This window comes from Arcicella gelida, assembly GCF_034931025.1.
Lineage (GTDB): Bacteria > Bacteroidota > Bacteroidia > Cytophagales > Spirosomataceae > Arcicella > Arcicella gelida.
The window spans coordinates 150,901-170,614 of the sequence record NZ_JAYGIL010000004.1 but is presented as its reverse complement, the minus strand read 5'-3'; the positions used below and the strand labels follow the sequence as shown (position 1 = coordinate 170,614).

The 19,714-nt window shown below is 33.8% G+C and carries 20 protein-coding genes and 5 tRNA genes; 16 read left to right on the top strand and 9 right to left on the bottom strand.

Annotated features, from left to right (window positions below; genetic code table 11):
- Positions 1-3: 3 nt before the first annotated feature.
- From VB776_RS04400 to VB776_RS04385, 4 genes are all read left to right on the top strand, one after another.
- Positions 4-321, top strand: a complete 318-nt coding sequence (locus VB776_RS04400; RefSeq protein WP_323326392.1) for a cytochrome C oxidase subunit IV family protein — start codon at positions 4-6, stop codon at positions 319-321.
- 91 nt (positions 322-412) lie between these two features.
- Positions 413-1,138: an SCO family protein gene (locus VB776_RS04395; RefSeq protein ID WP_323326390.1), complete on the top strand. Its 726-nt coding sequence runs from the start codon at positions 413-415 to the stop codon at positions 1,136-1,138.
- Positions 1,139-1,159: 21 nt separating this feature from the next.
- Positions 1,160-1,699, top strand: a complete 540-nt coding sequence (locus VB776_RS04390; protein ID WP_323326388.1) for a DUF420 domain-containing protein — start codon at positions 1,160-1,162, stop codon at positions 1,697-1,699.
- A 23-nt stretch (positions 1,700-1,722) separates the two neighbouring features.
- Positions 1,723-1,992 carry a hypothetical protein gene (locus VB776_RS04385; RefSeq protein WP_323326386.1) on the top strand — a complete coding sequence of 90 codons (270 nt, stop codon included), beginning with the start codon at positions 1,723-1,725 and terminating at the stop codon, positions 1,990-1,992.
- Between the two features lie 38 nt (positions 1,993-2,030).
- Here VB776_RS04385 and murI read toward each other — a convergent pair whose 3' ends face one another.
- Positions 2,031-2,837: a glutamate racemase gene (gene murI, locus VB776_RS04380; RefSeq protein ID WP_323326384.1), complete on the bottom strand. Its 807-nt coding sequence runs from the start codon at positions 2,835-2,837 to the stop codon at positions 2,031-2,033.
- A gap of 205 nt (positions 2,838-3,042) precedes the next feature.
- Here murI and VB776_RS04375 point away from each other — a divergent pair, with 205 nt between their 5' ends.
- The 10 genes from VB776_RS04375 to nusG all read left to right on the top strand — a co-directional run bounded on the left by VB776_RS04375 (position 3,043) and on the right by nusG (position 8,921).
- Positions 3,043-3,591, top strand: coding sequence for an RNA polymerase sigma factor (locus VB776_RS04375; RefSeq protein ID WP_323326685.1), 549 nt, complete (start codon positions 3,043-3,045; stop codon positions 3,589-3,591).
- A 26-nt stretch (positions 3,592-3,617) separates the two neighbouring features.
- Positions 3,618-4,406 (top strand): hypothetical protein, encoded by a 789-nt coding sequence (locus VB776_RS04370; RefSeq protein ID WP_323326382.1) that lies wholly within the window; start codon positions 3,618-3,620, stop codon positions 4,404-4,406.
- A 158-nt stretch (positions 4,407-4,564) separates the two neighbouring features.
- Positions 4,565-5,764 (top strand): outer membrane beta-barrel protein, encoded by a 1,200-nt coding sequence (locus VB776_RS04365; RefSeq protein WP_323326380.1) that lies wholly within the window; start codon positions 4,565-4,567, stop codon positions 5,762-5,764.
- Between the two features lie 212 nt (positions 5,765-5,976).
- Positions 5,977-6,059 (top strand) — tRNA-Tyr (locus VB776_RS04360).
- Between the two features lie 68 nt (positions 6,060-6,127).
- A tRNA-Gly gene (locus tag VB776_RS04355) sits at positions 6,128-6,203 on the top strand.
- A 111-nt stretch (positions 6,204-6,314) separates the two neighbouring features.
- A tRNA-Thr gene (locus VB776_RS04350) sits at positions 6,315-6,386 on the top strand.
- Between the two features lie 158 nt (positions 6,387-6,544).
- The gene (gene tuf / locus VB776_RS04345; RefSeq protein ID WP_323257564.1) at positions 6,545-7,732 is read left to right on the top strand and encodes an elongation factor Tu; all 1,188 of its coding nucleotides are present in this window, start codon (positions 6,545-6,547) and stop codon (positions 7,730-7,732) included.
- 118 nt (positions 7,733-7,850) lie between these two features.
- A tRNA-Trp gene (locus VB776_RS04340) sits at positions 7,851-7,921 on the top strand.
- 161 nt (positions 7,922-8,082) lie between these two features.
- A complete protein-coding gene (gene secE, locus VB776_RS04335; RefSeq protein ID WP_184129481.1) occupies positions 8,083-8,268 on the top strand; it encodes a preprotein translocase subunit SecE in 186 nt (61 codons plus the stop codon).
- A 101-nt stretch (positions 8,269-8,369) separates the two neighbouring features.
- Positions 8,370-8,921 (top strand): transcription termination/antitermination protein NusG, encoded by a 552-nt coding sequence (gene nusG / locus VB776_RS04330; RefSeq protein ID WP_184129484.1) that lies wholly within the window; start codon positions 8,370-8,372, stop codon positions 8,919-8,921.
- A 73-nt stretch (positions 8,922-8,994) separates the two neighbouring features.
- On the opposite strand, the gene VB776_RS04325 is transcribed toward nusG, so the two are convergent.
- A complete protein-coding gene (locus VB776_RS04325) occupies positions 8,995-11,967 on the bottom strand; it encodes a TonB-dependent receptor (RefSeq protein WP_323326378.1) in 2,973 nt (990 codons plus the stop codon).
- A gap of 426 nt (positions 11,968-12,393) precedes the next feature.
- Here VB776_RS04325 and VB776_RS04320 point away from each other — a divergent pair, with 426 nt between their 5' ends.
- Positions 12,394-13,464 carry a mannose-1-phosphate guanylyltransferase gene (locus VB776_RS04320; RefSeq protein WP_323326376.1) on the top strand — a complete coding sequence of 357 codons (1,071 nt, stop codon included), beginning with the start codon at positions 12,394-12,396 and terminating at the stop codon, positions 13,462-13,464.
- A gap of 39 nt (positions 13,465-13,503) precedes the next feature.
- Here VB776_RS04320 and VB776_RS04315 read toward each other — a convergent pair whose 3' ends face one another.
- From VB776_RS04315 to VB776_RS04285, 7 genes are all read right to left on the bottom strand, one after another.
- Entirely contained in the window at positions 13,504-14,382 is an 879-nt protein-coding gene (locus VB776_RS04315; RefSeq protein ID WP_323326374.1) for a MerR family transcriptional regulator, read from the bottom strand.
- Positions 14,383-14,624: 242 nt separating this feature from the next.
- Positions 14,625-15,308 (bottom strand): carotenoid biosynthesis protein, encoded by a 684-nt coding sequence (locus VB776_RS04310; RefSeq protein ID WP_323326372.1) that lies wholly within the window; start codon positions 15,306-15,308, stop codon positions 14,625-14,627.
- A gap of 54 nt (positions 15,309-15,362) precedes the next feature.
- Positions 15,363-15,438: transfer RNA gene (locus VB776_RS04305), tRNA-His, on the bottom strand.
- Positions 15,439-15,534: 96 nt separating this feature from the next.
- Entirely contained in the window at positions 15,535-16,146 is a 612-nt protein-coding gene (locus VB776_RS04300) for a superoxide dismutase (RefSeq protein ID WP_323326369.1), read from the bottom strand.
- A gap of 88 nt (positions 16,147-16,234) precedes the next feature.
- On the bottom strand, positions 16,235-16,675 hold the full coding sequence (locus tag VB776_RS04295; RefSeq protein WP_323326367.1) for a nucleoside deaminase: 441 nt from the start codon (positions 16,673-16,675) through the stop codon (positions 16,235-16,237).
- Positions 16,676-16,678: 3 nt separating this feature from the next.
- On the bottom strand, positions 16,679-17,791 hold the full coding sequence (aroC, locus tag VB776_RS04290; RefSeq protein WP_323326365.1) for a chorismate synthase: 1,113 nt from the start codon (positions 17,789-17,791) through the stop codon (positions 16,679-16,681).
- 57 nt (positions 17,792-17,848) lie between these two features.
- Entirely contained in the window at positions 17,849-19,186 is a 1,338-nt protein-coding gene (locus tag VB776_RS04285; protein ID WP_323326363.1) for a BatD family protein, read from the bottom strand.
- Positions 19,187-19,451: 265 nt separating this feature from the next.
- Between VB776_RS04285 and VB776_RS04280 the strand changes: the two genes are divergently transcribed.
- Positions 19,452-19,670, top strand: coding sequence for a hypothetical protein (locus VB776_RS04280; RefSeq protein ID WP_323257544.1), 219 nt, complete (start codon positions 19,452-19,454; stop codon positions 19,668-19,670).
- The last annotated feature ends 44 nt before the right edge of the window (positions 19,671-19,714 follow it).

The window sequence follows — 19,714 nt, the reverse complement described above, 5'->3', positions numbered from 1 at the left end:
ATAATGGCATCACATAATCATTCATCACATGCTGATGAAAAAGTAATTCCACCAGCACAAACGGCGGCTATCTGGAAAACGTTTTGGATTCTTTTAATCCTTACAGCTATAGAGTTCGTTATTGCATTTACTTTACCAGCTAATCATACAAGAGTTGCAATCTTCGTAGTAATGACAATTGTCAAAGCATTTTTCATCGTAGGAGAATTTATGCACTTGAAACATGAAGTGAAAACGCTTATCTGGTCTATATTAATACCAACAATATTTGTCGTTTGGTTATTAATTGCTCTGATTTACGAAGGCGGTCACCTTTACTGATATAAAATTTGTGGATAGTTACTTCAAGTAATTATCCACAAATGTTTTAGTAGCGATATTAAGACATTAAGATTGATTAAAGAAAACAATCATGCAAAAGTCTCAAAAAGCTGGAATCCTAATCGCTGCGTTAGTTGTTCCAGCTTTAATTTTTTTATATTTAAAGGGTTTTGGTGAAAACCATTATGAATTGCCCTACATGATTCCATTGACAGATTCTACAACTGGAAATGTGATGATGAAGAAAAACCCGAATCCAAGGTGGAATCAGCCTGAAATGGATACTGTTTTTCATACTATTCCTAATTGGGAATTGATAGATGAAGATGGAAATAAGTTTACGAGCAGTGCATTGAAAGGAAAAATTTATGTAACAGATTTTTTCTTTACAAGATGTACCACTATTTGTCCTAAAATGTCAACGCAACTTACAAGAGTACAAGATACTTTTTCAGAAAATGAAGAAGTAAGTTTCGTTTCTATCTCTGTTGATCCTTCTCATGATGATTCCAAGCAATTGAAGAAATATGCCAAAGAATATGATGCTAAAAGTGGCAAATGGCATTTTTTGACTGGAGAAAAAAAAGTGATTTATCCATTGGCTGTGAAAGGATATTACATTCCAGTAGCAGATGCTTCAGAATATGATAAAGCAATTAAAAGCCCAGATGAAACATTTATCCACTCTGAAAAGTTAATACTTGTGGATAAGGAAGGACACATCAGAGGTTTCTATGATGGAACTGATAAAAAGGATGTAGATAGATTAATCCTTGAAATGAGAGTACTCTTGAAAATATATCAAACCAATAGTTGATTTAGAAAACCGTAAAGAAAAATGGCTTCATTAGTGGTAGAGAAAAACGAAAAAAATGAAAAGCTAGTTAATGTTTTGTCAATTACAATTCCTTTAGCAGTAGCAGTACTGATTGGAGTTCGTACAAAAATTGATTTAGGATCTTGGACAAAAATATTACCACATGTAATTGGTGTACTAAATACAACAACTTCAATCACACTAATTATTGGCTACATTTTTATTAAAAATAGCAATATTAAATGGCATCAAAAAATGATGAGTTTGTCATTTATTCAAGGCTCGCTGTTTTTGGTTTTATATATTTTATACCATATTTCTAATCCTTCTACTCCTTTTGAGGGTGAAGGAATTATCAGACCAGTATATTATTTTTTATTACTTTCACATATTGGTTTGTCAATTAGTGTAGTGTGGTTTGTACTTAGAGCTATGTATTATGCTTTGAGCAATCAGATTGATTTGCATAAGAAAATTGTAAAATTTACTTTCCCAATGTGGTTATATGTTTCGGTAACAGGTGTAATTGTTTACTTGATGATTTCTCCATATTACAAGTAATCGTTTCCCCCAATAAAGGACTTATGAAAAAACTCATTTTAACATCCATTATATTTTTGTTTTCACTCTCGATGAGCTTTGCACAATGTGCTATGTGCCGAATGACGGTAGAGAGTACGGTTTCGAATGGTAGAAGCCAAATTGCATCAAACCTGAACTTTGCTATTTTGTACTTATTGGTTACGCCATATCTAATAGTAGCAGTAGTTGGTTATTTGTGGTGGAAGAGTTCAAAAAAGAGCATGTCGCCTCAAACAATTTTGAGACAACGTTTAAGAAAAGCTTTCAGTTAATAAAAATGGTTTCAGAATATGTTCTGAAACCATTTTTATTATTCCCAAAGAGGATAATATTCTAGCCGAATTTGTTCGCCAAAAAAGATTTTTGTTGATGTTTCAAAGGATTGAGTATAGTCTGAAACATAAAAGTGTTTGATATGTGCATTCAAAACATTCAGTGCATTATTTTCAGTTAGAAATTCTTTTACTGATTTTGCCACTATTTCAGAAGTATCCAAAACTGTTACAGCATCTTTGTAATAATTTTCAATTTGCTTTTTGATTAACGGATAATGCGTACACCCTAAAATAAGCGCTTCTATATCTTTCAATTCTTCATTTTTTAAGTATTCTTGAATAATACTTTCAGAAATATTATGGTTAAAAAAACCTTCTTCAATCATCGGAGCGAGTAATGGCGTTGCCAATGACTTTAAAGAAATGTCTTTTTCTAAAGCATCAGTTTTTTTACGATAGATATTCGAGTTTACGGTTTGTTTTGTACCAATCAAGCCAATTGTTTTACCTGCATAGTTTTCTGAAATATAATTAACCACTGGATCAATCACATTCATTACTTTTGCTTTGCTACCAACATATTCTTTTACTAACTCATAAGCAGCGGCCGAAGCAGAATTACAGGCAATCAAAATAATTTTACATTTTTGTTGCAATAAAACATTACAAATTTTAATGGAATATGCTTGAATCGCTGCCGCAGATTTATCGCCGTAAGGCAAGTGTGCAGTATCACCAAAATAAATAATATTTTCGTTTGGAAGTAATTTTGTTACTGCATGAGCAACCGTTAAGCCACCAATACCGCTATCAAAAATGCCAATTGCTGCAGATGAATTCATATAAAAATAATTAAAATGGGAAATTTTGTATGAATTAGACTTTTCTTAAAATTGTTCTTTAGAAAGAAAAATCAATTATTGTTTACAAATTTGAATATTCAATATTTATCGTGCAACCTTTCATTAGTATATTTCATCTTGAAAGTAATTAAGTAAACAATTGCTCTGAACCGCAGATTTATAAAAAGCTAAACCAGAACCTTATATCGTGAAACTGATTACTTTATTTCAAACCGAAGAGGCATTAGTGAAAGCTTGTCAGAAAGGTGACCCAAAAGCCCAACGACGAGTTTACGAGAAGTATTCCCCGAAAATGTTGGGGATATGTTTTAGGTATGTACACGATGAATTTGAAGCGGAAGAAGTGATGATTGAAGGTTTTGTGAAAGTATTTGACAAGATTAATAGTTTTAAATTAGAAGGAAGTTTTGAAGGATGGATTCGTCGGATTATGGTTAATGAATCGTTGATGTATCTGAGAAGTAATAAGAAAACGCAATTTGAAGTAAGCTATGACCAAATTCTTTACGAACCTGAACCCGAACAATTCAGAACAGACCTTGAAACAAAAGATTTACTTAAATTGATTGAGAAACTTCCTACAGGCTACCGAACAGTATTTAATTTATATGCCATCGAAGGGTATTCTCATGCAGAAATTGCCGACCAACTAGGAATAACTGAGAGTACATCAAAATCTCAATTATCAAGAGCAAGAGTAATTTTACAAAATGCAGTCGTTCAAATGATTTAACTCGATTTTGATTAATCGAAAAATATATGAAAAATCAAGAAAATATTGATAAGTTTTTTGCCGAAAAGCTACAGCAATACGAGCGTCAACCACGTGCTGCTGCATGGGAAAAACTACAAACAAGACTAGAAAAGCAAGAAAGTAAAGTAATACCACTTTGGTGGAAATTTGCCTCTGCAGCTTCTGTCGCTTTACTATTAGCCTCAGGAGTTTATTGGTTGAATACTCCTGACAATACTATGGATGATGAATTTGTTTCTGTAGAAAAAAACAATCCAAAAGTAAAAAAGAGTTTCGCTGAAGTAATAAAACCTTCTGAAGAGGTACAAAGCTTAGCAAGTATTCAAGATAATGAGAAAACTAGGATTGAAACCGTATCTAGTAAACACAAAGAAAAAACGATTATCCATAAAAGAACTAAACTTAAAAAGGTACTGACAAATAGTATTAATGAAGAAGTGATTTTAAGTAAAAATATTACTCCTCAAACTATTTCAAAGCCTAGTCTTGAAACTAATACAATTGTGTTAGTTGTAGAAAATACTCAAAAACCAATAATAAAACCAGAGAAAGAAACAATCGTTTTGAATTTGATAGAAACACAATCAGAAGCTGTTGCCGAAGCTACGGTTCTTGATGAAAGTGCTAATAGAAAACAAAGCAAGTTCAATAAAATTTGGCAACAATTGAAAAGAGCTAAAAATGGCGAAAATGTGGATTGGAAAGAAGTTGGCTTTAAACCACAAAAGCTATTAGCCAGAGCAGATGCCAAAATAGAAAATGCTTTGACAAACGGAGAAGAAACAGAAAAATAAATAAAATTGATGCAACTCAAGATTAGTCATTTGCATCTTAAAATGTAAACAACGAGTTTTTAGATTAACTACTAATTTAATTCAAAACCAAGGCATGCAGGCATAGAATTAACCAGTACAGGAATCTCTTAAAACCTAAAACAATAAATAAAATCGCCATGGAAACGTTCAGAATCAAGAGTATCGTGAGCAAAATCACTTTCTCAATAATTTTTTCAGTTTTTGTTAGCTCAATAACTAGTTTTAAAAGTTTAGCAAAATCAAATGAAGCAGATTCAACAGTTATTAATATCGACAAGCGTAATCAGACTTTATTAAACAGTAAAAATCCTAATAGATCATTAAAAGAAGATTTACAGGAATTGTTTCAAAAAAATGGAATGAACCTTGATGATGATACTTGGAAAGGGATTCGCAGAGTAGTTAATAGTGAATTAAGTAAAGATACTGTTTTGGTCATTACACAAAACAATAAAAGTATTAATGTAGCGATTAATGCCAAAACAGAAGAAACGAATAGTAGTACAACTACAAGCCAATCAACTCGCAGAGAATACAATATCAATAATAATTCAAATGTGAAAATTGGCGTTGGCGGAGTACATGTGAAAGATGGCAGAGAAGAGGTTCACGTAAGTTGGAATGGAGTAGTCGTTAAAGATGGAAATGATGAGGTGAAAGTGATTTTGAAAGATACTGCTAAGGTAAATCGCAGAGACCAAGGATTCTCTAGCCGTTCGGGTTTCAATATCTACTTTGGTTTCAACGGGTTTTCTAATACAGGAAGTATCTCTGGTATTTACAGCAGCAAAGATTTTGAATTAAGTCCTTTCGGTTCGAGATACTTTGGTTTTGGTTGGACTCGTAGCGGAATGATTAGTAAAGGAGCAAACGCAGCTTTGAAAATTAGCTACGGTTTAGAAATATCATGGAATAACTATATGTTCGAAAACAATAATTATCTTGTTAAAGGAACAAATAACATTGAATTTACTAATTACCAAGATAGCAAAGGAGATGTAATTCCACTTTCTCGAAACAAATTGACAGTAGCCAATATCAACATTCCCGTAATGCCTTATGTAGCTTTTAAAAAAGGAAGTGTAGTGACTTATGTGGCAGCAGGCGGTTATGTTGGTTATCGAATAGATAGTTACACCAAAACAAAAGAAGAAGATAGTGGCGATAAGAACTGGAATCACAGTAGCTTTTATTTGAATAATCTTCGTTATGGTTTAGCTTTTGAATTAGGATTAAAGAATTTTCCAGACTTATTTGTTAACTATGATATGAACAAGCTTTTCCAAGATGGAAGAGGTCCTGGTATCAGCGGAGTAAGTTTTGGGATAAGATTATAAAAAAGACATTGGCATTAATTGAATATTTTAAACGGAAAAATATTCAATTAATGCCAATTTTGTAACTGTCAAATTATCAGGTAATTATATTTTTTTACGAAAAAAAAGTGAAAAAAAACTTATTTAACGTTTGACAAAATAAAAAATAAACTTACCTTTGCACACTCTTTCACCAGAACGCTAAACGAAAGCGATTCGAAAGTAGAGAAAATGGGGGTGTACCAGAGTGGCCAAATGGGGCAGACTGTAACTCTGCTGGAGTATTCCTTCGGTGGTTCGAATCCATCCGCCCCCACGATTTGAATGAGTGAATGTTTAAATTGATTTTAAAATTCAATCTCAATCATTTCACTATTAGAGTAAGCGGGAGTAGCTCATTTGGTAGAGCGATAGCCTTCCAAGCTATAGGTGGCGGGTTCGAGCCCCGTCTCCCGCTCCAAAGGAAACAATAGTAAGTGGTTAGTTGTTAATTAGTTAATAGTTATTAGTTTAGCTAAAAACGATTAACAATTAACCTCTTATAATTTCTAAGGGTTAGGTTTTGGAGTTTGCCTTTGTAGCTCAGTGGTAGAGCACTTCCTTGGTAAGGAAGAGGTCGGCAGTCCGATTCTGCTCAAAGGCTCGAATCTTTTGAAGATTGTTTTAATTTGAAGATTTGGAAGTTATTTTGTTGTTTTTACAGAATAAGTTAAAATGTTTTCAAATACTCAAATCCTCAATGTTTCAAATGTAAAAAGTATCAAACAATTTTTAAATAAAACTAATTAAGAACTAAATATCATGGCAAAAGAGAATTTTGACCGTAGTAAGCCCCACGTAAACATTGGTACAATCGGTCACGTTGACCACGGTAAAACTACATTGACTGCTGCAATTACGAAAGTATTGTCAGAAAAAGGACTTGCTGAGAAAAAAGATTTCTCATCAATTGACTCGGCTCCTGAAGAAAAAGAGCGTGGTATCACTATTAACACTGCTCACGTAGAATATTCAACAGCTAACCGTCACTATGCACACGTTGACTGTCCAGGTCACGCCGATTACGTTAAGAACATGGTAACTGGTGCTGCTCAAATGGACGGTGCTATCATCGTAGTTGCTGCAACTGACGGTCCAATGCCACAAACTCGTGAACACATCTTATTGTCTCGCCAAGTTGGTGTACCTCAATTGGTTGTATTCATGAACAAAGTGGATATGGTTGACGATCCAGAATTACTTGAATTAGTAGAAATGGAAATACGTGAATTGTTATCTTTCTATGAATTTGATGGAGATAACATTCCAGTAATCCAAGGTTCTGCTTTAGGTGGTTTGAACGGAGATGCTAAATGGGTAGCTACTATCGAAGCGTTAATGGATGCAGTTGATAGCTGGATTCCACTTCCTAAGCGTGATGTTGATAAGCCTTTCTTGATGCCAGTTGAAGACGTATTCTCGATCACTGGTCGTGGTACTGTAGCAACAGGTCGTATCGAAACTGGTATCATCAACTCAGGTGAAGCAGTAGATATCTTAGGTATGGGTGCTGAAGGCTTGAAATCAGTTGTAACTGGTGTTGAGATGTTCCGTAAAATCCTTGACCGTGGAGAAGCTGGTGATAACGTAGGTTTATTATTACGTGGTATCGACAAAGAATCTATCCGTCGTGGTATGGTTATTTGTAAGCCAGGTTCAGTGAAGCCTCACACTAAATTCAAAGCAGAGGTTTATATCTTGTCTAAAGAAGAAGGTGGTCGTCATACTCCATTCTTTAACAAATATCGTCCACAATTCTATTTCCGTACAACTGACGTAACAGGAGAAATCATGTTGCCAGAAGGAGTAGAAATGTGTATGCCTGGTGATAACTTGACAATCTCAGTAACTTTATTGAACAAAGTAGCGATGGACAAAGGTCTTCGTTTCGCTATCCGTGAGGGTGGTCGTACAGTAGGTGCTGGTCAAGTAACTGAAATTTTAGACTAATTTTAGCTAAAAATAGATTGAGAGCGTTACAAATCTGTGACGCTCTCTTTTTTTAGAATAAATTTGCAAGTATTTTTTGCAAGTTTAGGATAAACAACTATCTTTGCAGTCGATTTACACGGGAATAGTTCAATGGTAGAATGCGGGTCTCCAACACCCTTGATCAGGGTTCGAATCCTTGTTCCCGTGCTTAGTATTAAGTTCCAAGTTTTAGGTTTTAAATTTATATACATTTTAAATGTACTAATTTTAAAGCCTAAAATATTGGAACTTAAAAGTTTATAAGCATAACTGTTTTTGTTTACAGATTAAAGACATTATTAGTATATATAATACAGAAAAATAAAACCATGAACAAATTACAACAACTTGTTAAAGAGTCTTGGACAGAGGTTACAGAAAATGTAACATGGCCTAAATTTTCAGAATTACAAGCAAGTTCAACGCTTGTATTAGTGGCATCTTTAATTTTTGCATTAGTGGTTGGTATGATTGACTTCCTTTTCAAGTCTGGATTAGAGTGGTTCTATCAATAATATTAATGGCAGATTTCGGAATATAGCATTAGCAATAAATCTGCTTTGATGTAATATCAATCCAAAATCTACAAAGGCAAACTGAAATTTATACTCATACAATGGCAGAGACTAATTGGTACGTTCTGAGAGCTGTTTCAGGACAAGAAAAGAAAATAAGGACTTATCTCGAAAATGAAATTGCGAGACAAAGTCTTCAGGATTATATTCCACAGATTATTATTCCAACAGAAAAGATATTTGAAATGCGTAACGGTAAGAAAACTGTTCGTGAAAAAACTTTGTTTGCGGGATATATTTTTGTTGAAGCAGATATTAAATACGGTGAAGTAGCCCATTTAATTACTTCTATGCCAGGTGTAATTGGCTTTTTGAGCTGGAATGATGGTAAGACGTCTAAAACACCTATTCCATTGCGTGCAGGAGAAATCAAGCGTATTCTGGGTAAAATGGATGAAGCCGTAGCTGTTGAAGAATTAGCACCAACATCGTTCTCTAAAGGTGAAACTATTAAAGTAATTGATGGTCCTTTCTCTGGATTTGAAGGTTCTGTTGAAGAAATTTTTGATGATAAGAAGAAATTGAACGTTATGGTTAAAATCTTTGGTCGTAACACTCCAGTTGAATTGAATTATTCACAGGTAGAAAAATAGAGAAATTAGCTCAAACAAAAAGAGGAATATTCATTGCGAATATTCCTCTTTTTTGTTTTCTAATGAAGTACTCTTATTTGTTTAATAATTCATCAAATGCAATTCCTACATAAAACATAGAACCCACAGTTGGATTACCCCATGAAGTAACGTAAGATTTTCCTAAGATATTAGTTCCACCAATTTTGACGATAGATTTAATACTTGCTACTTTTTTCGAAACCTGAGCATCTAGTGTGCTAAATGCTGGAATATTACCTTGTTGTAAAGTATTTACCGCAGGGCTAGCAAAGCTTGATTGCCAGATGAATGATTCTTGGTATCTCCATACTACATTGAAACCAACTCCAGTTTTACCTACATTACGGTTACCAAAAGAGGCATTAAAACGATATGGCGGAGTATTATACTGCAATTGTCCAGAAGTAAGTCCTCCATTATCACTTAAAACGTTGTGTGAAACATTTCCGCCAAGGTTGAAACCTTTAGGAAAAGCATAATCTAAGCCAACTGCCCAGCCTTCAGTTTTTACATCTTTTTCAGCATTCGTTGGTAATGAGTATGGTTGTACTCTACCGGCAATAGCAGGGTCTGGCTTAACAACAACTTGTGAAATAGCGAAATTAGTGAATGTACTTGTGTAGTAATAAGCATCAACAAATAGTTTCTTACTAATTAAACCTTTGTAACCAACTTCCCATGAGCCAACTCTTTCTGGTTTATACTCTTTTCTATTATATACTTGCCATTTAGTAGGATCTGTTGGGTTTGCTAATACGGTACTATAAACATAGCTTTTACCTGATAATTGATAGCGATCGTCAAATAAAGGTAAGCCACCAATTAGGCGTGCTTGTGGTGTTAGTAAATCAATGTATTGGTCTTGTGTGGTTGGAATTCTAAAACCTGTTTGGTATGATAAACGGAAGTTATGGTCACTTGTAGGAGAGAATACACCTGAAATTCTTGGTGTAAATTGTCCCGCAAAATTCTCGTTTTTGTCATATCTTAAAGAACCTGAAAGCTTAAATTTTTTATCAAATAAATCTTTTGCTAATTGAGCATAAGCACCATATTCACTGATAGAAAATTCTTTGGCACTAGGATTACTTGAACCATCTGCATTTGCTTGTTGGGTAGCAAATAAAGTACCGCCAGAGTTTAATGAATAAGTACGGTAATTTGCACCAACGATTACATCAACGACATTATTGAAGGCTTGAGAAAGATTATACATCCCTTCAATAGCATAAAGATTTGATTTGTCATTGAACTTTGCTCCACGAGGAATAGGTAAGCTTTTTACATTATCAAGTGTTGCATTCCAATTAGCACTTGAAGGTGTGAGGCGTCCAGCATCAGCAAGAGTACGTGCTGCTGCATGATAAGCTCCAAATTGCCCCTGAGTACTTGCACTAGCGGCAGTAACAGCAGCAGAAGGAGCAAGTCCTTGTCCTAATGCACCCGCAAAAATAGTAGCGTAGTTCGTAAGTGCAGATTGTGCGAAAGTACCAAAATATTGAGGATACCATGCCGTACTTGGTTTCCAAGCCTCATTCACTAAAGCTCCTAATGTTCCAGTAGCATAAGCATCTCCTGAACGTTCTTGTGTTGTGTATGCTCTTACAAAGAAATTAGAACCTTTTACTTCTAATTTGTACTGACCTAAACTAAAGTTTTTGATAGAGTAACGATCTGCTCCTGTATAAACAGTCGTTCCATTTCCCCAACTTGCTTGAGCGATAGCTTCAACGTTATCGTTAATTCTGTAGTGAACAGCACCGTTTAATTTTATACTTGTAGTTCCATAAGAAGCTAAGTCTCTTTCATTATAACCTATTCTTGAAATGTTTGAATTGGTTTGACCAGGGATGATGGCATCAAAAATTTGTTTTGGCGTTTGTCCTGATAATTGCACCAATGATTTTCCTCCGATTCCCGGAATATTAGCTGGATAAACAAAAGTAGCAATAGCACCTAGAATTGCAGAAGTACCATTCGCTCCAGTGCCTGGAGTACCATTTCCATACAAACCGCCATACATATTTACGTTTGTTTCATCTCCATAAGCATTCACGCCATTATAAGCATAATTATTATCACGTGTACCATTAAAATTGCTACCATTCAAGAAGCTTTGGTCTCTAAAATCATTTGCTTGCCAATCGTCTGCTTTTAAATAAGAGAAGTTGGCTTTAAAGGCAATCTTGTTGTTGAATGCTTTTGCAAAACGAATAGAAGCATCATAATAACCAGTTGTAGCAACAGAACGACTTTTTTCATTCATTAGCCCAGTTTTAACTGATGCACTAAGTCCTTGGTATAAAAAAGGACTTTTTGAATTCATTAATAAAATACCATTCAAGGCATTGGGTCCATATAATGCCGAAGCAGCACCTGGAAGTAATTCAGCAGATTCGAGGTCTAATTCAGAAATACCAACAATGTTTCCTACCGAGAAATTTAAGCCTGGAGCTTGATTGTCCATTCCATCAATCAATTGAACCATTCTAACATTGCCATTAGCATTAAAACCACGAGTATTTACAGAGCTAAATGTTAACGATTGAGTACTTACTTCAACTCCTTTTAGGTTTTTTAATCCATCATAGAATGTTGCTGAAGGAGTATTTTGTATGGCACGTATATCCATTTTCTCAATTGAAACTGGAGATTTCATAATACTTTGTTCTACTCTTGAAGCTGAAATAACAACTTCTTGCCCCATAATACTTTGTTCAGAAAGCGTAATGTTGAAATCACTTTTACTGCCATCTACGATAAATTCCTGAGTATTATAACCAACACTTGAAATAACAACGGTAAAAGGAGTTGGAGTGCTTGTTGTCAGTGCAAATGCACCTTTAGTATCTGAAATTGTTCCAATTACTTTTCCTTTTACTGCAATACTTACACCAATCAATGGCTCTTTTGTTGAGCCATCACTTATTTTACCCGATATTTTTGTTTGGGCAAATAGCATTGAGGTCATAAACAATAGCGTGATAATTAAACCAAACCTCATTGTCGTAAAATGTTTTTTCATACCTTTATTTGTTAGTGAATTAAAATTTAAATAATGCCTTTTTCTTGATACGATGAATTATTATGCAAATAGAAAGAATTTTTTGGATTTTATTATGCAAGCAGAGTAATTTTTTTACATTTTTTCTTAAAATTATCTAATATTAGATTTTGAAAGTAAAATTGCTCAATACTAAACCTTGTGGACTTAAGATAGTATTTTAATTTAAGAAAAAAGAACATTTATAAAAATGTATGTGAAATTAGAGTAATCTGAGAAAGTAAATAAGTGTAAGGTAGAAAAAGCAGAAAAATTAGTATTTTATAGAGTTTTTATTATGAATAAATGAAGCTTTTCATTATAATTTTCTTTTTTTAGAAACTATACATATCTTTAAATTTTAGAATGATAACACACAACTAAAATATAAAAAAATAATACTAAATCATGAATAAAAATAACTATGTAGTAATTATGGCAGGAGGGGTTGGTACTCGTTTTTGGCCATTTAGTAGAACGAATAATCCCAAGCAATTTCATGATGTTTTAGGAACAGGGAGAACGCTTTTGCAACAAACTGCTGATCGTTTCGAGGACATTTGCCCAAATGAAAATATATTTATTGTAACAAGTACTGATTACATTGATTTAATAAAGAGTCAATTACCTTTTTTATCGGATAGCCAGATTTTAGCAGAACCAATCCGAAGAAATACAGCTCCTTGCGTAGCTTACGCTTGTTATAAAATTGCTAAGCGAAATCCAGATGCAAATATTGTGGTAGCACCTGCCGACCATATTATTTTGAAAGAGAAAGAATTTGAAAAGAGAATAAATATTGCATTAGAAACTTCTGCTAAGGGAGATGTACTCGTTACGCTTGGTATTACTCCGACTCGCCCTGATACTGGTTATGGTTATATTCAATATGATCAATCAGAAACTGAAGTAAAAAAAGTTAAAACTTTCAGAGAAAAGCCAGATTTAGCATTGGCTAAAACCTTTTTAGAAAGTGGAGATTATGTTTGGAATGCGGGTATTTTTATCTGGACTGCTAATGCAATCAAAAAAGCATTTTCAAAAAATAGCCCTATCGTACACAGTATTTTTGAATCTGGGAATGATATTTACTTTACTGATAAAGAAACAGACTTTATCAATAATATTTATCAAAACTGTGAGAGTATCTCAATTGACTATGCTATCATGGAAAAAGCTGATAACGTATTTACTGTTTTAGGAAATATTGGTTGGTCTGATTTAGGCACTTGGAAATCTTTGTATGAAGTATCAGATAAAGATGAAGATGCTAACGTAATTGATGGAGCAACGATGCTCTATGGTGTTAAAAATAGTATTGTAAAAACTCCAAAAGACCGATTAGTGGTAATTCAAGGCTTGGATGGTTATATTGTTGCTGAATATGATAACGTTCTGATGATTTGTGAAAAAGAACAAGAACAATTCGTGAAAAATTTTGTAGCAGATGCTACTAAAAAAGGCAAAGAATTTGTTTAAAATATTCAGAATAGGAAGAGTATAAAACTTATATTCTTCCTATTCTAAAGCAATATCCATTAAGTATTTAATTTGGGTTATAATTTCTACATTATCAGGACAGTCAATGTCTTGTCCTACTACTTGATAACCTGATAATAATATTTTTGAATCAGGGAATTCCTTCGCCAATCTATACACATATCTTTGTACTTCATCCTGTCCTGGTACTGATGTTATTACGCTAAAAAGGTAATCAGGTTTATGTACTTTATGAGCAAAAACTAACTCACTGAAAGGCAGACTTTGTCCTAGGTAAATTACTTTATTCTGACGTGAACGGATAATATAATTTCCAAATAATAAACTGATTTCGTGCATTTCGCCTTCAGGCAAGTACAGCATATATTTTTTTGCGCCCGGTCTGAGTGAAGGCAATTGACCATCTATGGCTACAATAAGCTTTTGGCGTATTAAATTTGAAATAAAATGTTCTTGAGCAGGCCCAACTGAACCAGTAATCCATAAAGTGCCAATTCTGCTTAGGAAAGGAAAGATAATATTAGTCATCATATTTTCAAAGCCAAATTGTAAGGTGTTGGTACTTACAATTTTTTCAAATCTTTCTTCATCTAAATCTAACATCGATATCGTCAAAGCATGAATTTGTTCTGGATAACTTAATTGCTTTTCCGAAATCAACATTACTTCTTTTGACATTTCATCGGAATTCATTTTAGAAATCTCCGAGATTTTATAGCCATGTTCTTTAAGCAGAGCAATGTTTAAGACCAATTTAAGGTCTTGATCATCGTAAGTGCGTATATTGGTATCTGTTCTATCTGGTTTTAAAATTTCATAACGTTGCTCCCAAATTCGAAGGGTATGAGCCTTGATACCAGATAATTGCTCAAGGTCTTTGATAGAATAATTGCTCATGTTTTTTGGTCGAAGGGTTTAATAATTTTCAACAATCGAAATTCAAATCAAAGGTTTGCTCAACTCTATATATTGAAATATTGAGTTTTATAAAATCACTTTTACTAAAGTTTTCAATTGAATAGAATGATGTAACACAATCGAATTGCCATGTGTAAATACTTATAGTACACTTAGGTATAAAGAATAAACATCTTGTTCAAAGAAAAGTTTACAAAATTATACAATAAAATTCAAGTAGCCTAAGCAGGGAGAAGTGTATGGAGAAGAAAAAACAACAATTGTAAGCAAAATAAAAGTGGTGCTAATGAGTTGTTTTTTAGGAATTTACTGTTGATGAAATAGAATTGCAAAACAAAAGAAACAGCTAACCAACCAAGATAATTTTGTAAAGGAATTTTGTTGAACGACCATTGCCAAAAATCTAAACGAATTGCAACGGGCTCAATCAACAAATCTAATCCAACCATTAAACATGCTGCTATAATTGATAGAATGATTTTTCCTGAAATGCTTGATTTTAAACTTTGAAAGAAGTGTTCGACTATAACTCCTGAACAATAAACCAGAATAAGCCAATTTGCACCAATTACAATGGGTACTTCAAATAGTTTCAATCCCAACGTTTGTCCATACTGATATTCGCCAAACACAATGCCCGTATGCACGCCAATTACTTCTATAAAAAAACCAACTAGAAAAGTAATAACAGCAAAGAGAATAAACTTTAATTGAAAATCTTGATGAAAAAGAAGTAATAGAACTAATGAAGTCCAAAGATTAAAAGGAGATAATACTTTAAAGTATTCTTGGGTAAAAGGGACTTTTAAACCGATAAATCCAACAATATACATCAAGGATAATATCGTAAAAGTAGTTTTTCGATAACGAGTCGTGATTAATGTTTTAAGTTGAATATAATTCATGGTTTGTTGCGAGATTAGGCAATAAAAAAGGTCTTGTCGTATTGACAAGACCTTGGGAGGAAGATGGGGCTCGAACCCACGACCCTCGGAACCACAAACCGATGCTCTAACCAACTGAGCTACAACCTCCGTGTTGTAATGGACTGCAAAGGTAGGAAGTCAATTTTAAAATAGCAATTTTTTCAATGAAAATATCACGAAAAAATTGCTATTATTTTGTAACTTATTATGCTTTAGCTGCTTGGAAACGGCTTTCAGCACCTGCCCAATCAACCAAATTCCAGAATGAATCGATATAATCAGGACGTTTGTTTTGGAATTTCAAATAATATGCGTGTTCCCAAACATCAATACCGATGATAGGAGTACCTTTTACATCAGCAATATCCATTAACGGATTATCTTGATTTGGTGTTGAAGAAACAGCAATTGAACCGTCGGCAGTAACAACTAACCAAGCCCAACCTGAACCGAATCTTGTTAAACCAGCTTTTTTGAATTCATCTTTGAATGCTTCAAATGAACCAAATTTAGCAGTGATAGCTTCTGCTAAAGTACCTACTGGAGCTCCGCCACCGTTTGGAGAAAGAATATTCCAGAAGAATGTATGATTCCAGTGTCCTCCACCATTGTTACGAATTGCTGGCGAGTATTTACTTACTTCAGAAACTAATTCTTCAAGAGATTTACCTTCTAATTCAGTACCTGCTACAGCAGCATTAAGGTTAGTAACGTAAGCATTGTGATGACGGTCATGGTGAATTTCCATCGTCAATGCATCAAAGTGAGGCTCTAAAGCATCATTTGCATAAGGTAAAGGGTCTAATACGAATGCCATTTTTATAAGGAGTTATTATTAATTATATAGTTAAGGAGTTCGAGAACTTTCTCTACTCATGTTGTTTCAAAAACTATCAAAATGATAATTAAGTTCTTAATTGGCTAAAAAAACTCTTCAATATTTGTTCACAATCATCTTGTAAAATGCCAAATGTAACCATTGATTTGGGATGAATGATAGATGGATTTACTTTTTTGAAACCTCTTTTTTCATCTGATGCTCCCCAAACAATTCTGTTTAATTGCGACCAAAAAATTGCTCCGCCACACATTACACAAGGTTCTAAAGTAACATACAAAGTACAATCTTTTAAATACTTTGAACCCAAAGTTTGCGCCGCCGAAGTAATCGCTAACATTTCAGCATGTGCTGTAACATCATTGAGTTTTTCAGTTTGATTATATGCTTTGGCGATAATTTGATGCTGACATACGATAACTGCCCCAACTGGAATTTCTCCTTCATCAAAGGCAATTGCTGCTTGCTGAAGGGCAATCTGCATAAAGTATTCATCAGAAAAAAGCATATTTTACCAAGGTAAATCAGAAGAAATTTCTTGAGCGACTTTGCTAGTTGCACGGTTTCTTAAATAAAAATCCACTAATACCAAGGCTGCCATGGCTTCTACAATAGGCACAGCACGTGGCACAACACATGGGTCGTGGCGTCCTTTTCCTGAAACCACAACTGTATTTCCTTCAGCATCTACGCTGTCTTGGTCTTGCATAATGGTTGCTACAGGTTTAAAGGCAACTCTGAAGTAAATGTCTTCACCATTAGAAATTCCGCCTTGTACACCGCCAGAATGATTGGTTTTTGTTTTTACACGATTGTGTTCATCCAAAAACATTTCATCATTGTGTTCAGAACCGTACATTTCAACGCCTTCAAAGCCACTTCCGTATTCAAAACCTTTTACAGCATTGATGCTTAACATCGCTTTTCCTAATTCGGCATGAAGTTTATCGAAAACAGGTTCGCCTAAACCAACTGGTGTACCAGTAATTACACAATTAACAACGCCTCCTATAGAATCTCCTTTTTTACGAGTTTCATCAATCAAATCATACATTTGTTGGGCTACTGCTGGGTCAGGACAACGAACGGCATTCTCTTCGGCAATATTTAAGTCTAATTGTTGATATGGCGTTGATAATTTTAATTTACCAACTTGCGAAACATAAGATTTAATATCGACACCAATTTGTTTCAAAATCAATTTTGCCAATGCTCCAGCTGCTACTCTAGCTACTGTTTCACGAGCAGAGCTTCGACCACCACCACGATAATCACGATTGCCATACTTTGCTGTATAAGTATAATCAGCGTGTGAAGGACGAAACTGTTGGGCAATATGTGAATAATCCTTTGAACGTTGGTCGCCATTCAAAACCATCATAGCGATTGGTGTACCAGTTGTTTTTCCTTCAAAAATTCCAGAAAGTACTTGAAATTCATCGGCTTCACGGCGTTGTGTGGTAATTCTGGATTGCCCAGGTTTGCGGCGATCTAATTCGCTTTGAATAAAAGATGAATCGAAGTCAATGCCAGCCGGACAGCCGTCAACAATTACACCAACTGCTGTGCCATGCGACTCGCCAAATGTACTAATCTTGAATAATTTACCGTATGTACTGCTCATTTGAGTTGTATGAGAAATAACAAAACTTTGTCATTTCATTCTTTTGATTGCTCTTACTTATTTTCGTTTTTTATTGGGTAATAAAATATAAACCATTCCTATCAGCATAATCGAAATCAGAATATTGGCTTCATCTTTTAAAAACTTACTGAAGTCATTGGGGATTTCAGACGAATCTTTTTCTTTCAAACCATCATAAACCGAAATTACCGTTGAAGGAGTATCAGCAGTTTTGATGGTTGCTCCACTTACTTTCAGTTGAAGTTTTGATTGTAAAGTATCGTATTTGTCGGTTTTTGTATTAAAAAATACCCATTTAAAATATTTTCCGAGTGCAAAGTTACCAGCCTGTTTCGGAATAATTAGAAAAGTGAAGATTTTTGTACTAACAACTTTTCCATTTTCTGGATATGAACTAGAATTTACTTCAGGAGGAAAAAAGTCAAAAAGGCTATCGTTTTTCATTTCTGGTAGCTTGATGTTGTATCCATCACCCGTAATTTGAATGCGATATTGAACCGATTTCCCAGTATTTATGCTGTTTTTATTGATTACTTCTTTCAATGAAAAACTTCCAACAGATACTTCTTGCTTTAAAGGATGGCTTGGTAAATCTTTCGTTTTAATGATAAATGGCTTAGTTTTAAAAGTAGTGAACTCTGGTATTTTTTCACCATTTTTTCCAATGGTATATTTTATCAGTTTTAAACTGACCGATGGAAAAACGATAGGTTTGTTATTTAATGGATAAAAAGTAGCCTGATAATATTTATACTGAGTGTAAGCTTTACCATTTAGAACTAATTGTCCTTGTTGCATTTCTGTTAAGCCAAAACTCTCTTCCCAACAGTTTTCAGGTTTCAATTTTTTAGTAATTTCCGGAATTTGAACTTCATTTTGGTAAGATTCAAATTCTGTCGGATTGTTATCCGCAACATAAAAAGCAAGCGTAACAGTAAAACCTTCACCAGTAAAAGGAGTAAATTTATTGGTACTCAAACTTAGAAAAGCATCATTTTTAGAACTAACTACTTCGGGCTGATTTCCTTCAATAAAATCTGTAAAATCTTCATCCGAATCAACTATGTCTTTTTTCTCAGTACTGGTTTTATCTGAAATTACTTTACTTACTTTTACGCTAAATCCATCTGATTTTAAATTAAGTTCATTCACATTTACCTTGAAAGAAGGAATTTTAAACGTCCCGATTTTTAACGGAGAATAGTTTTGTGTGATGTTACAAGTTGAAACTGTTTGTCCGTTTACATAAGAATGTGTAGTAGAACGAGAAAAGCCTTTTTTAGTAAAATTCGGCAAATCTGGAAACTTACAAGTAGGTACTTGGGCTTCGCCAATGTATTTTACAACCACCGTCACAACGAAGGGTTCATTCATAGAAATACTCTTATCGCCTAAAACTAGCGATACATCACTATCTTGAGCTTTTGAATGAAAGCTTATTAAAAAATAAAAAAATATTGAAATAATTATATAATATTTTTTTTGTTTCACCGTTGTCAGAGTAAACGTTCAAAAAATTAATAATAAATGATACAAAATGACGATTAATTATTTTATGTAAAATGCTTGATTTACAGGTGTTTGTATTATAAATTTGATTGAAGATTTATATTGTTAATTATTAAATCCTTTAAAAGCTATGGTTACCTTAAACTATGTCAAAGTTATATTGGAAAAAGTTAGTTTTGATGCAAAGTTATTCGAGAAAGAATTAAAAAAAGCAATCAAGACCTTATTATCTGATGAAGTAAAAGAATTGCAGGTATGGTGTTATGATAAATTTGGTAAAACCTACAAGCAAGTAATTGAGAAATGTTTTAATAGAATTCGCAGAAAAATGATAGGATTATCAGCTTAGCATTTTCGAACACACTGACGAAATTGATAAAGCCCAACAAAATA